This window comes from Paenibacillus sp. FSL F4-0236 (assembly GCF_038000135.1).
GTDB lineage: Bacteria > Bacillota > Bacilli > Paenibacillales > Paenibacillaceae > Paenibacillus_AQ.
Window position 1 is genome coordinate 5,294,551 of sequence record NZ_JBBOBK010000001.1, and the last position, 14,700, is coordinate 5,309,250.

Here is a 14,700-nt window from a genome sequence, read left to right on the forward strand (position 1 = left end):
TGAAAGCTCCGCTTATTCTACCGACTTCAACGCCTCAATCATATGAATCCGTTTGAGCTTAATATGCATGAAAGCCATGACTATGCCTGAGAACAGCAGTGTTAATAGCGCGGCATACACATAGCTTGGCCACTTAATAATCGGCGCGAACATCGTCGCATCCAGCTCAGCTGTATTTAAGACGAAGCTGTGCAATATAATGCCAAGACCCGATCCGGCTACAATACCAAGTAGGCTTAGCAGCATATTCTCGCGGTAAATATACAACGTTACTTCCTTATCATAAAATCCCAATACCTTGATGGTTGATAGTTCCCTGATCCGCTCAGAGACATTAATATTGGTCAAATTGTAGAGGACGACAAAAGCCAAAGCAGCAGCTGATACAATGAGTACCAAGGTTACAACATCCATACTCTTCATGGTGTCATCAAAGGCAGTACCTACGTTGCTGGAAAAGCTGACCGCGGCCACTCCCTCATTGTCCGTTAGCTTCTCGCCGAACTTGTCCTCCCATGCTTTATCGTGCGTGGTATACTTCAGCAGCTCTGTGTTGAACACCGGTTCTTGTCCAAATACGGAAGAATAATACGCAGGTGTCATATAAACATAGTGCATTACATAGTTCTCTGTAATCCCTATGACCTTAATCTTGAATGTCTCGTTATCCTTGTCCACCACATTCAACTGGTCGCCGGGCTCAAGCCCGTATAATTTAGCCAGCTTCTCCGAGATTATAGCGCCCTCGTCCGAAAGCGTGCGTTTTTCTCCACTCACTCGATCCCGCAGCTCCACATAATCGGATATCGCATCAACAGATGCAGGGATGAACATATGCACATCCTGATCATTTACACCACTGCTGTGCGCTTTCATCGTTTCCTGTGCCACACTTAGTGATCCAGTTATAGTGGACTCGCCAGTGATCAATTGCTCGTAGGCATCCCGCGCATCAGCAGACGCATCTTCATGCAGCGCTACAAGTGCATCATATTTCATAATCGTGCCGAACTGCTGAGGGGCAATGCTGCCGATCGAGTCTTTAAGACCAAACCCGGTCAGAATCAGCGCCGTACAGCCGGCCACGCCGAACACAGTCATGAACATCCGCTGCTTGTAGCGGAATAAATTCCGTGCGGTAACTTTCTGAACAAAGCTCAGCCGTTTCCATACAAACGTAACTCTCTCCAGTAGAATCCGCTGCCCGCTCTTTGGCGCCTTCGGACGCATTAACACAGAAGCATTGCTACGCAGCTCTACACGTGCGGCAATCCAAGCCGTCAATGTAGTGCAGATAAGCGCCACTATAATGGAAATGATGGAATACGACGGATAGAAGCTTTTGATAAGATCCGGCAGATTATAAAGCGAACTGTACGCATTATAGATAATGGTTGGAAACATGGTAAAACCGAGCGCAAGTCCCGCAACCGAAGCCGTCAAGCTGGCAAGTGTACCATAAACCAAGAATTTGGCCATAATGTCACGGTTGCCATACCCAAGCGCTTTAAGTGTCCCGATCTGCAAACGATGCTCCTCGACCATTCGAGTCATAGTCGTCAAGCTGACCAGCGCAGCAATCAGGAAAAAGAATACCGGGAAAGCACTCGCAATTGCCGATAATCGATCAGCGTTGTCTTTATATTCGGCATATCCCGGATTGGCACTGCGGTCAGTGACATAGACCTTCGGGAGCCCTAGTTCTGCAAGCTTTTGCTCCCCTGCAGCCAGTTCCGCCTTGGCAGAGACCAGCCCATCAGCAATGGCTTTCATGTTTGCAGCTTGTCCCTGCTGCACCACTTCTGGCTGGCGCTTTAAATCGGCGAGCTGCTTCTCGGCGGCGGCCACCTTGCCTCGTCCACTGGACAGCTCTTTCTCACCTTCCGCGCGCATCTCCGCAAGCCGAGCTTCCGGCACACTCGACATCGCCTGCTCTACTGACTTGGTATGCTGTTCGATCAATCCCTCATACTCTGGTGAATAAGCCTTCACTCCGGTTGTATCCTTGAAGGATAGATAGGCCTCCGTATAGACCGGGAGCTTAAAATCCGACTCTGGGATCGCTGCGAATGCATCCGCCGTCCCTTTACCAATTCCGCTGGTGCCCCGGGTACTCTTCTCTATAAATTGAGGACTTCGCACAAAGCCCACAACAGTATAATTCAATGTTTCAAAGTTGTTCGACAAAACCGCATCCGTTCCAGCTCCGCTGAACGTTATTTTGTCGCCTAGCGCATACTTTCCAGCCAGCTTGTCATCCAATACGATTTCTCCGGAATCCTCTGGAAGACGTCCTTCAATCATACTGTACTGGTTAAGCGGTTTATCTGAATTGTAAGAATGGACTTTGAGTATCAAAGCATTATCGCCACTGAACACATCTGCGCTGTAACCCGGCTGGACTTCATCGATCCCCGGTACATCGCTCAGCAGATCTATGTTATCTTTGGTCAAACCATAGTTGGTCTGCACCTTCAGATCCATCAGTCTCGTCTCTTGATAAAAGGTTCCGGCTGTATCCAGCATATCTGGACCGGCTGACTTGATGCCAGAAAAGAAACTAACGCCCAGCATGATAATTGCAAAAATCGAAATAAATCGGGCTTTGGTATGCCTAATTTCACGAAAAATATCTTTCCATAACGCGCGCTTTTTCATAGATGCCTTCTCCTTACCATTCGATATCTTCAACGGATACTGGCGAAGGATTGGTTACCATCTTCCGTACCTTAGCATTATTAATCTCAATAACCCGGTCTGCCATTGGCGCAATCGCCAAATTATGCGTGATTACGATAACCGTAGTACCTGTGTTACGGCAGGTATCCTGAAGCAGCTTAAGCACTTGCTTACCAGTATTGTAATCTAGCGCACCTGTTGGCTCATCGCAAAGGAGCAGCTTCGGCTGTTTAGCTAGCGCTCTGGCGATAGCGACACGTTGCTGCTCACCACCAGACAGCTGAGCCGGAAAATTATCCAGCCGTGCACCTAATCCCACATCCTCCAGCACCTTACGCGCATCTAGTGCACGCGGGGAAATCTGAGAAGCAAGCTCAACATTCTCCAGTGTGGTAAGATTCGGCACTAAGTTATAGAACTGGAACACAAAACCCACGTCATTGCGGCGGTAGCCCGTCAACTCTTTGGCACTGAACTTGGCAATGTCCGTACCGTCCACAATGACCTGGCCTTCGTCAGCAGAATCCATCCCGCCAAGAATATTAAGCACCGTCGATTTGCCCGCACCGCTGGGGCCGACAATCACTGCAAACTCACCTTTATTTATCTCAAAATCAATTCCGTCGTTGGCAACGATCACACTTTCACCCATTTTGTAACGCTTGTACTCATTTTTGACAGCAACAAAGCTCATTTTCCATCCTCCTGTCTCTATCCAAACCAAGCCTAATCACTTTACATTGTTTCAGTTTATCATAATTAGAACGCCCAAGCCCGAATGGCAAACCCTCATTACTCAAGGATAAATTCACATCATTAATAAGTTCATTTTTTTGTAACAATAATGTAACAAGGAAATTTTACCGTAAACGATACTTAGTCAATTGATAATGTTATAATCACTTTGTTTTATTCACTCTTTTCAGGCAAGAGTGAAAGAACAAGAACAATCAGAAACAGGTGATCAGATGTTCGAACTGAAATGGCTATGGCAGAACTTAGAGGGCAACCGGACACGGTACATTCTAGCGCTCTGCCTCTCAGTAGTGGGTTCAAGTCTTACGATTGTAAACCCTTACATCAGTCAGCGCATTGTCGATACGTTTATAGCAGGTGACAATGCGCTGCAGAATCTTACACAAGAACGGCAATTATTGATTATGCTCTGTCTGGGCATGATTGGATTTTCTCTACTGCGCACAGGACTTGCTTATATTACAACCATGCAGTACGAAAGATCCTCGCAAAACATGATGTACAATATCCGTATTTTTTTGTACAACAAGATTCAAGGACAGGACAGAGAATATTACGACCGTAACCGTACCGGTGATCTCATGACCAAGATGACCGGGGATCTGGACATGGTTCGGCACTCGATGGCATGGATTTTCAAAACGATCATTGAATCGCTAACGATCTTCATTGCTGCTGTTATCTATTTTTTCACTATAGATGCTCAGCTAACGCTGTGGATGCTAATCCTGTCACCGCCCATTTTTATCGTGGCTTACATATTCGCTAAACGCGTCCGTCCTATGTATATTGACCTGCGTGAGCGGCTGTCCCAGCTTAACACGACTACTCAGGAGAATATTTCAGGCAACCGTGTGGTTAAGGCTTTTGCCCGCGAAGAGTTCGAAGTTCAAAAATTTACGGAGAAGAATGTCAATTACTCTACAGCGAACAAAAAGGCCGCCCTTGTATGGCTTGATTACTTTCCTTTTCTGGAATCCTTCGCTCAGGGCTTCAACGTCATTCTAATGCTGGCTGGTGGTTTGTTCCTGATGAACGGCCGGATCACCTTCGGTGAATTTACAGCTTTCTCTTCACTGATCTGGGCTATATCCAACCCTATGCGCAACATTGGTATTATTATCAACGACATTCAGCGCTTTTTTGCGAGCTTGTCCAAAATCATTGATATCTATTACGCAAAGCCTAATATCGTAAACGAGCATAAGTCTACTGACAAACGCCGTTACGAAGGCCGTATTGAGTTCGATCATGTTCGCTTCAAATATGACAGCGCTATCGTACTTGACGATGTTAGCTTTACCGTAGAACCTGGTGAAACCATAGCAATCATGGGCTCGACCGGATCAGGCAAAACAACAATCATCAACCTGATTCCTCGCTTCTATGACGTAGCCGAAGGACGTGTACTCGTCGACGGCGTTGATGTCCGAAAGCTGGAGCTCGATGAGCTGCGCGATAATATCGGCATGGCGACCCAAGATGTGCTCTTGTTCTCTGATACTATCGATGGAAACATCGCCTACGGTGATCCTGATCTTCCGGAAGAAGATGCGATAAGCTTTGCCGAGCTCGCAGCCGCACATGACTTCATTACCAAAATGCCTGAAGGTTATGATACAGTTGTCGGAGAACGAGGAGTCGGCTTATCTGGAGGTCAAAAACAGCGTATCGCTTTAGCACGTGCTTTGGCAGTTCGCCGTCCGATCCTCATTCTGGATGATACGACCTCTGCTGTCGATCTTGAGACGGAAGAGCATATTCAGAAAAGTCTACGCGAGCTGGATTATCCTTGCACGAAGATTATTATCGCGCAGCGTGTATCTACGACCGCGCAGGCTGACCGTATTCTCATTCTGGATAACGGGAAGCTGGTTGAGGAAGGCACCCACGCCGAACTGCTAGCGAAACGGGGCTACTACTACGATGTGTTTAAACTGCAGAACGAGGGTATTGGAAGGCAGGTGACCGCAAGTGGCAAGGAATAAATTCGACGTCGATGAGAATCTGGAATCGCCGTTTAATATAAAACACTTCCGGCGTGCGATGGTATACATCAAACGAAAGAAAACGCCAATGATTGTTGCATTTATCCTCAGTGCACTTTCAGCGGCCATTTCACTATCAGCTCCACTGATCATGCAGCATGTGATCGACGTGACCATTCCGGCAAAAGCGAAGCTTGCGCTACTGGGCTGGGCTGGACTGATGCTTCTGACCATTGTGGTCAGCGTTTATCTCGCTACCATACGTTCACGTATCATGACGAGTGTTGGGCAGGATATTATTTTTGACATCCGTACAGATTTGTTTAAGCATCTGCAAGAGTTGCCCTTTAAGTATTATGACGACCGTCCGCAAGGCAAGATTCTCATCCGGGTCGTAAACTACGTTAACGCCGTTTCAGATGTGTTATCCAACGGTATTATCAACTTTATTCTGGAAATCGTGAATTTGCTCTTTATCGCAGCCTTCATGTTCGCTGTTGATGTGCGTCTATCATTTGTCATCCTTGCAGGGCTGCCAGTATTCTTTGTCATCATGATGCTGATCAAAACTCGGCAACGCCGGGCTTGGCAAGCAGTATCCAATAAAAGCTCCAACCTAAACGCCTATTTGCAAGAAAGTATCAGCGGTATTGGTGTGACGCAAATGTTCTCCCGGGAACAACGCAACGAAGGAATCTTCACACGTCTCGCGGGTAATTTCCGTACAGAATGGATGAAGGCTCAACGTTACAACTTACTTATTCCGTTCTCCGTAGACAACTTGTCTACGATCGTTACATCATTGATTTTCCTTGTAGGCCTACTAACACTGAGTCCTCAAGACATGACCCTCGGCGTCATTCTGGCGATGAGCAGCTACGCTGCCCGCTTCTGGCAGCCGATTCTGAATCTTTCGAACCTGTACAATAACTTCATCAACGCCGTTGCCTATCTCGAGCGTATCTTCGAGACGCTGGATGAGCCCGTTACCGTCAGTGATATTCCGGATGCGAAGACACTGCGGCCTGTAGAGGGCCATGTCACTTTCGACGATGTGACCTTTGCCTATGACCCAGGACTCAATATTCTGGAGAATATCTCCTTTAAGATCAAAGCGGGAGAAAGCATCGCTCTAGTGGGACCAACAGGTGCAGGCAAAACTACAGTCGTCAATCTGATCTCGCGCTTCTATAATATTTCTAGCGGTAAGATTCTTATCGACGATCAGGATATCTCGCAGGTTACGCTGAAGTCCCTGCGCAGCCAGATGGGGATTATGCTTCAAGACAGCTTCATCTTCTCCGGTACGATCTTGGACAATATTCGTTACGGTAAACTCGATGCCACCGAGGAAGAAGTGATTGCTGCGGCGAAAGCCGTGTGCGCCGACGAATTCATCCGTGAATTCGATCAAGGCTACATGACGGAGGTCAACGAGCGTGGCTCCAAGCTGTCTCAGGGACAGCGGCAGCTCATCTCGTTCGCAAGAACGCTTTTGGCTGATCCGAGAATTCTCATATTAGATGAAGCCACTTCATCGATCGATGCGAAGACTGAGCGTTTGCTGCAAAAAGGTCTGAATGAGCTCCTTAAAGGACGTACCTCATTCATTATCGCGCACCGCCTGTCCACCGTAAAAAACTGCGACCGCATTATGTATGTGTCTAACAAAGGTATCGCAGAAAGCGGCTCACATGATGAGCTTATCGCACAAAAGGGGCTTTACCACCGCCTTTATACGGCGCAGAAGATGGAAGCTTAATTGAATAAACACCAAAAAAGCTCAGGCCGAATTGTAGCCTGAGCTTTTTTGGTGTTTATATTTTATTAAAAATATGAAAACTAATCTATCACCGTCCAAATATTTAGCGCAAGTGAGCGAATCGCAATATTCGTGTGATTTCTGTACACCCTCAAACGCTCCGCAGGCTCTGGACTCCAGAGTAGAGCACTTCCGGCAACCTCAAGCAACGAAAGTCCAATATACTGAGATTCGTAACTCCCCTCAGACCCTAGCACATCTACAATTCCCAATAAAGTCTCCGGACTCCAGTAGCCTGTGCTGTCTTTTAAATTATAAGCAACCTGCTTATAGCCGTCGCTCAACAGCTGCGGCTGATTTGAAATACAGTTAACCATCTGATTCAGATAAGCGGCGGATTCCTGCACATTATTCCAGTCTATTACTGCTATATACAGCTTCATCACAACTTGCTGTAAAGTCTCATCCGATGTTAGACACTCAATCAATCCCGTATACAAAGGTTTAAGGTGCACCCGGGTGATTGTTGGCAAAGCGTTCAGCTGGTTGATAAGTTTCAGGAGACGTTGCCGATGAGGCAAATCTCTACTGGTAGTTGCATTCCATTCATCCCTTATCGCCGCACTAGCTAATTTCTGACAAACGCCGATTACAACCTCATTGATCTTACCATCGCGGCAGGTTTGTATTAGCGTGTTCATGGCAAATTCCCATCTGTTGCTGTCTTCCAAATCCATAATAGCCTGAGCGGTGGCAGCTGCAACAATGCCTTCATTTCCATTGGTCCACCACATCATAGAACTGAAAGCATACTTGCCGACAAACCCATCCGGATGATTTCCGATTTCAATGATTAATTTTAAATAGCGAAGTCTATAGTCTAGCGGAAGATCATTAGGCCGTTGGGATAACAAGCTTCTTGCGATATCACTTTCTGATGAAGCAGCCATTGCACTTAAAATCTCCCAAGCGCGCTCATCATCTAAAAGCTGTTTTGCAGCATGCCCTATGGCAATGATTACATCCTTGTGTGCATTTGGTTTCTCGAACTCGTTCATCAATAGCGGAATGCTGTCATCGCTTCTATAAGTACCCAGTAAGCGGATGGCCTCTTTTCTGACAGTGATCTTCAGCTTATCCCGATTCAGAAGCTCTTTCAGCATGGTAACCAGTAACACCGGATTCACCCTGCGGATGCATCTGGGTATCGAGTACATGGCTACACGTGCCCGGTCCCCATCCAGATTCTCCAGCAGAATGGGAAGTGCCTTCTCCGGTTCTTCCATAAGTGAAAAGGCATGAAGTGCAGCTTCTACTACAGTTACTTCCTTATCCTGCATAAGCCCAAGTAACCTATCCGAACCGAGATCAGGCATGCTTGCCATGATCTTAATAACTCTTGCACGCTCCCAAAGATTACGTTCGGCATCGTATGCAATTTTTTCTAATAAGGCACTTAATGCTTGTTGCTGACGTGGCAGCCATCTGTGGAATCCATCCGCGGCCGGCACAAGATAGATAGTTTTGCCTGATAGGAACTTGCCCTTAATGACAGCCCCTGAAATAAAAGGATCGAGCCATTCTTGACGCTTCAGATGCAGATGCTGGAATACTTCATGGATCGTAATATACGATTTATCTAAAGCTAATAATTCCTTAACTCTGGCATCACGTGTTGTACGAGGCGCAAGCCAGTATCTGGCTGCTTGTATAGCTGTAGAATCTGCCTTTGCCCTCGTTGCTTCCTTTAACAGATTCTGAAGTTTTATGATGCCGTAACCTCTTTTACCAAATGAGCTAGCCAGGCTAAGCACCAGATTGTAGTCTTCTCTTTTGTTGCCCTGTACAGCTAATGTATAGATTTCATCAAAGATGACCTCTTTTACTCCTTGGGGTAAATTCTTCTCCAATGATGGAAGTGAAAGCTGTCCGTTCTGCTGGGCCAGTTTCCGGATCGTATTTAAAGAGAACTTGAACAACTCACTGTGAGGATTTAATGCGTTATGCCGGAGAATAGCAAATGCCAGTTGTTGAACGGAAAACTTCGTACCATATGAAGTATCTCTGGCATCTATAACACTATCAACAAGCATAGTAAGTTCTTGTACATGGGCATCGGTGAACACAGATGCAGGACTTTCTGAAAGCTCCTTAAACACAAAACCTCGAACAGGATCTTGCTCATTTCTAATCCGGCCCAAAAATACCAAAGTCTCATGCATACCCTGTCTCGACAGAACCGTACTTCTGATCAGTTGCATAAGCGCCGTGGAACGTTCTTCTGAACTGGATACCTTTGTTGCTTGTTCAAGCCCCGCTCTTGAATGAAGAATCGAACGGCAAGCGGTGAGTCTGATTGTTCTCTCCCGGTCATCATTGATTTCACGAAGGCCAAGCATCCGGGTGGCTTCCTTGTCACGCAAGGCATGCGGTAATACATAAAGTAATCTTTCCGGAAAAACATGATCTTGGCGTTTATCTTCTTCATACACGGCATCAAAAATCACTTGGCGGTTGGAAGGTGCAATATTATGCAGCAACTTCGCTAAATGCATTGGGTGATCTGCGAGTAATTTCGCTATCTCAATCCATTGATTCATGGATAAATATTTTTTTCTTTGTAGTACCCCTTCAGGCACACCATAAGAAATCAGATCGCTCCGCGACTCCGTTCGTGTCAGCAGCTGATACACCATATTCGGATTTTGGCGTACTAGCGTGCCAAGTTGTTCCTTTAACGCAGGATGTATGATACCCTCGGGTCCATGATTCATCGCACACGCAAGTACCAGATCTGCCTTCAGATTGCATAGAATCTCCACAGCTGATGAGAACCTCCACCAGACATATCCCTTTTCCCTGAGTGGTGTGCTTTCTAGCGTTGTTTCAAAGTATTCCGCTACTACGTCAAGATGCCTGCTGGCTAGTTTCTTCCAGTCTTTTATGGCATATCCGATATCAGCAAGCCACTTACTAACTGTTTCCGAGTAACAGGCCTGCAGTACAATCGCTGCCTCCTCCGCTCCCCACCGGTCGTACACCACAGGCAATAAACGTTCCGCCAATTCCTGACGGTTAATCTGTGAAATACTGTGCAGCAGCTTACGGCGGCAATCATATGATAAATGGGGGAGCTCACGTTCAATATCAGCATCTGAAGCCACCTTTGCCAAAAGACCCGCAGCCGTATTTCTGATACTTGCCATGGGATGCCGCAGGGCTGACAGAATAATAGGGGCATCATGTGTTGCAATGGCACCAATTAAGGCAAGACGTGCTTCATAAACGCCATCCTCCAGCAAGGAGGCTAGTAATTGGGAGTACTGGACAGATCCAAGATGATCACGGCCTAATATCGCTACTTTTTTGACTCTGTCGGAATAGCCTAGTGAATCCAATTCTTTAAGTAAGCTCTGTTTGTCCAATGGATCTCTTTTAAAAATCATAAGCCCTCCTCGGTAATCTGTTCTTATTCCATCCGAACTTTATTCTCTATACTGCAATCTATCCCCTTTAAAAAACTAGAATTTCCCATCTGGTTTCGTTGACCAAAAATAAAGGTAACCCTGAAGCTGGTTGTTCAACCACCTCCAAGATTACCCGTAGTACTACTTACTCTAGTCATTCTTTTTCTGAATAAACACATACGTACTCTCATCCGACAGCTCCTCAGCAAAGCTGAAATCAAACCCGTCGAAGCCTTTGATATCCTCCACACAGGTGATTTGCCGCTCAGCCATGAAGCGTACCATTTCACCTCTGGCCATCTTGACCAGGGTCGCTCTCTCAACGATCTTACCGCCGATTTCTTGCCCGAATACACAGCTAATCATTCGAACGTTTCCGCCAACATACGGGGAGATGCACTTGCTATATTCCTTAGAGGCCAGATTCAGAATGATATCAGTCTCCGAAAATAGCTGATCTGCCAGCTTCCTGTTCCAGAACTCATAGATAGACTTGAAACTTGGTCCGCTTAGCTTAGCCTGCATCTCCAGCCTGTACGGAACAACGCCGTCAAATGGCCGGACGATTCCATAGAATCCGGACAATATCCGTAAATGCTGCTGAAGATATTCCAGCTCCTCCATTTGAAGTACCCCTGGTGCCATGTACTGGTACTGGATACCCTCATAAGAAAAGATAGCGGGTGTAAGATTCCGTGTTACATCCATATCCCGAATTCGCTCCACATTCAGCGTGGCGATGGCATCATTGCATTTCCATAGCGATTTGGCTTCTTCATAATTCAACTTTTGTAATAAGGCCAGAAGAGTCTGCGACTCGCTTATGAATTGCGGCATCTGGCGGCAATCCATAAAATCCGTATCCATCTTCATCTTCTTGGCAGGCGATATAATGATTCTCATGTTGCTCCCTTTTCTCTTTTCTTACCCCCGCGGGGAATTTAAATGTAATCTTATCCTATCACACTTAATCTTCGTAGGCTCGGGGCAAGTTCATGAAATTTGTTCACTGTCGCCCACTTTGCCCGCTAACTCCTCCATCTGTACCTTGGCTGCCGTTTCTTCTTGTCCCACCATTCATGCCGGGAGAGCTACCTCCATCTTTACCCCGACCACCGTTAAAGCCCTGTCCCCCGTTCGCCCTTGAACCAGAATCTGTACTTGATATCTTCTGAGCGGTGATGGCGTCACAGGAGATGAGCACCATGGAACAACTAAGCACTACTATGAGCAAAGTGAGATATCGCTTGATCCGCATCTTTGAACCCCCTCTTTCCGAGCAAACATTGTCAACGTGGAAAATATCTTTTTAACATATAATCATATACATCGTTAAAACCCATGTAGGATAACACGATCAGCAGCGGATATACCGGGTAAATATATCGAGACTTAATCTCCCATAGTAGATAAAATCCGATAAAGCCCAGCACCACAAGAATCAAAGAGGTCTCTTCAAATCTTTTGGCTCTTATTCCACCGATTAAGCGAACGAGTATAAAAACATACATCAGAAAATTCAGGACATACAGCAACCACAGTAGCCCGCTGCGGTAGCTCGAATCCCCCTTAAATAGATCCGTAGCAGCATTAGTGTAGCTATAACGGTCCATGACAAAGCCCATTCTTCCACCATTACTGGATGATCCATCATTCCCAAGTCCATATCGTTCCATCTGGTATGTTCCTTCTGTCCAGGTCCAAACGATTTTTTTATAATACATTTTCACTACGTCGCTTAGGCTCGCCTCGGAGAGTTTATGGCTGATTTCCTCTTTAAATAGCTGCGTACTTTCTTCCTTATTATAATTGGCATCCTGCTGGTAGATCGTATAGCTCTGCCAGTTATCCCAGAATCCAAACGTCTCCAGATTGATCCCCATATTCAGCCACATATAGACCGGTGCGGAATTTTCGTTAATCGGTTCACCTACGACATTCGTCGCCTGCAGCACAGCATTTTGCGCCCAACCTGGAACATTAAACAATAAAGCCGTAATAAACAACGCGCTTAGAGCCTTTTTCACCCCGATCGCACGCATGTTGAACAATAGACTGACTACCACAGCAATCAGAAAAATAACACCAATACTTCGGAAATAGTTGCCGACTGCCAGGAAGATGGCTGCGAAAACAATATCCTTTATGGACTTTCTTTTTATAAATTTCACAGCAAAATATAAAGCACTTGTCAAAAAGGCAGTCGCGATCACATCGTTATAAATTAAATTACTCATAAACAAAGAAGGGATATAGGTAGCGGCAAACACGAGAATGCCATAATCATGATCCTCAGACTTACCCTTGAGCTCTTTATACAGCAGGTAAATCATTAACGAGGTTAAGAGTGTAAATAGAATATTGAATATTTTGATTACCAGATAATTATCCGGAAATAACTGTAGCAACGTCTTTAAGTACACAACAATCGAGAAGTTAAACGGGAACATATGCAGATAACCTGTCGTGTCAAAAGATGAATAATCATTTCTGTACAGCATATCGAGTGCCAGTGAAAGCACCGTCTGCGAATCATCCGTCGGCAAGCGAGGAAATAGAAAAATGATCACGATCTGAATGGCAAAAGAACATAGCAATATGGCTGGAATGACGATTTTCCAACTGTACTGATTAAGCTTCAGGCATATTTTATACAAAATAACGCTTAACGCCAGCACCACCACAATCCCTAGAATAAAAAGGCCGAGCTGTTGCTTCTCCAAAACTGGCGTGTCCCCATATACGAAATAATTATATTTCGCCCGGATAAAAAAGGAGGAAGCGATAAACAGTCCTATGAAGCATGCCAGTATGAGATACAATGTTTTTTGAATTGCCCTTACCATGGAAAACCTCCTTTTCACAGTCGAAGTCTATACAAGCACATCCCCCGATTCATAAAAAGCATTATAAACACCCAAACTGAATATTGAATGAAAGCAGCGAACAAACGTAAATAGACCGCCTCCCTCGCAAAGGGTTGCGGTCTGTATTGTAATTTTTTTAAGATGAAGTTCATTTAAACCCTTGGAAATCCAAATCTTTCAGGAAGCGATTACTTCCCAGTATGCTCTTTACCCTCTTCGTTACATTAGGTCCTTTAGGTGTACTGCCTCGTCTATTCAGTAAGATCCATCTTAGACAAGCCCATGCTTCGAACACCTCAAGCTCTTCCTGTTCCATAAAATTCTCCAATAGATAAGCAGAAAGGAACATATCAGCGTAACGCTCGGAGATGTGGACTTTCAGCAGAATAAGTGACCATGCAAAATCATATCTAGGGTCTCCCAACTGGCCGTTCGTCCAATCGATGACGGTAAATCGCTGTTGTTCCTCTACTATATTTCCTAAATGAAAATCTCCATGAATGATACGATCTTGTCTCATAGGCGTTTGCTCCACTAGAGAAATCACAGCTTGATTAAGGTCTGTATGCTCTCTCACTTCAGGAAAAAAGTAGTCGATGAAATCGTACTTAGGTAGTTGTATATGTTCCAGCTCAGCGATATCTATTTGATGAATTCTGGCTAAAATGCTCGCGAGCTCCTTCATTGTCTTATTATTCACTTTATGAATTGGCGTTCCGTCAAAGCTTGTTAACAACACCTTATTCCCGTCCGGATTGATTCCCCAACCCACTGGTTTAGAGACGGCTACCCCTCGTTCGGTCAGGACCTCCAATAAACGGTATTGAAACTGAACATCTGGTTTGGAGCTCTTACTCCATGTTTTCAAGACATAGCTTTCCTGATCTAGATTGATCTTTAGAACCTCAGCTTCAAAGCCATCATCCATCGGATGCGTGGTTAAGCTGGCTTCATGATAGAGTAGCTCATCCATGATTTCATGGTGTTCAAGCCAGTTTACATTGGTTAGAGGGGTTCTCAAGAGCAATTCTTCCTTTCGGGTGATTGTATATATCCAATTATTCTTGTGGAATGCCAGCTACGATCTCAATGCCACCATCCCATTCTATAACACCGATTTCCATGAAATCCATCTACTCTTCTAATTTTTCCTTTTCTGATCGTAGACATAGTAACATAGC

Annotated in this window: 9 protein-coding genes; 2 read left to right on the forward strand and 7 right to left on the reverse strand. The window is 45.4% G+C overall.

Features of this window, described 5'->3' with window-relative positions; translation table 11 throughout:
• Window positions 1-12 precede the first annotated feature (12 nt).
• Together NSQ29_RS23730 and NSQ29_RS23735 are read right to left on the reverse strand one after the other, a co-directional pair.
• Window positions 13-2,658 carry an ABC transporter permease gene (locus NSQ29_RS23730; protein ID WP_341126233.1) on the reverse strand — a complete coding sequence of 882 codons (2,646 nt, stop codon included), beginning with the start codon at window positions 2,656-2,658 and terminating at the stop codon, window positions 13-15.
• A gap of 13 nt (window positions 2,659-2,671) precedes the next feature.
• Window positions 2,672-3,373 carry an ABC transporter ATP-binding protein gene (locus tag NSQ29_RS23735; RefSeq protein ID WP_042184895.1) on the reverse strand — a complete coding sequence of 234 codons (702 nt, stop codon included), beginning with the start codon at window positions 3,371-3,373 and terminating at the stop codon, window positions 2,672-2,674.
• 274 nt (window positions 3,374-3,647) lie between these two features.
• Here NSQ29_RS23735 and NSQ29_RS23740 point away from each other — a divergent pair, with 274 nt between their 5' ends.
• Window positions 3,648-5,423, forward strand: coding sequence for an ABC transporter ATP-binding protein (locus NSQ29_RS23740; RefSeq protein WP_339268748.1), 1,776 nt, complete (start codon window positions 3,648-3,650; stop codon window positions 5,421-5,423).
• Complete coding sequence (locus NSQ29_RS23745; protein WP_042184891.1) at window positions 5,410-7,185, forward strand: ABC transporter ATP-binding protein; 1,776 nt, start codon at window positions 5,410-5,412, stop codon at window positions 7,183-7,185. The genes NSQ29_RS23740 and NSQ29_RS23745 overlap by 14 nt, the downstream gene beginning before the upstream one ends.
• A gap of 80 nt (window positions 7,186-7,265) precedes the next feature.
• Here NSQ29_RS23745 and NSQ29_RS23750 read toward each other — a convergent pair whose 3' ends face one another.
• From NSQ29_RS23750 to NSQ29_RS23770, 5 genes are all read right to left on the reverse strand, one after another.
• The gene (locus NSQ29_RS23750) at window positions 7,266-10,631 is read right to left on the reverse strand and encodes a HEAT repeat domain-containing protein (RefSeq protein ID WP_341126234.1); all 3,366 of its coding nucleotides are present in this window, start codon (window positions 10,629-10,631) and stop codon (window positions 7,266-7,268) included.
• Between the two features lie 171 nt (window positions 10,632-10,802).
• Window positions 10,803-11,555 (reverse strand): peroxide stress protein YaaA, encoded by a 753-nt coding sequence (yaaA, locus tag NSQ29_RS23755; protein ID WP_341126235.1) that lies wholly within the window; start codon window positions 11,553-11,555, stop codon window positions 10,803-10,805.
• Between the two features lie 103 nt (window positions 11,556-11,658).
• Window positions 11,659-11,910, reverse strand: a complete 252-nt coding sequence (locus tag NSQ29_RS23760) for a hypothetical protein (protein ID WP_076286118.1) — start codon at window positions 11,908-11,910, stop codon at window positions 11,659-11,661.
• 31 nt (window positions 11,911-11,941) lie between these two features.
• Entirely contained in the window at window positions 11,942-13,498 is a 1,557-nt protein-coding gene (locus NSQ29_RS23765) for a glycosyltransferase family 39 protein (RefSeq protein ID WP_341126236.1), read from the reverse strand.
• A gap of 169 nt (window positions 13,499-13,667) precedes the next feature.
• Window positions 13,668-14,540, reverse strand: a complete 873-nt coding sequence (locus tag NSQ29_RS23770) for an aminoglycoside phosphotransferase family protein (RefSeq protein WP_341126237.1) — start codon at window positions 14,538-14,540, stop codon at window positions 13,668-13,670.
• Window positions 14,541-14,700 lie beyond the last annotated feature (160 nt).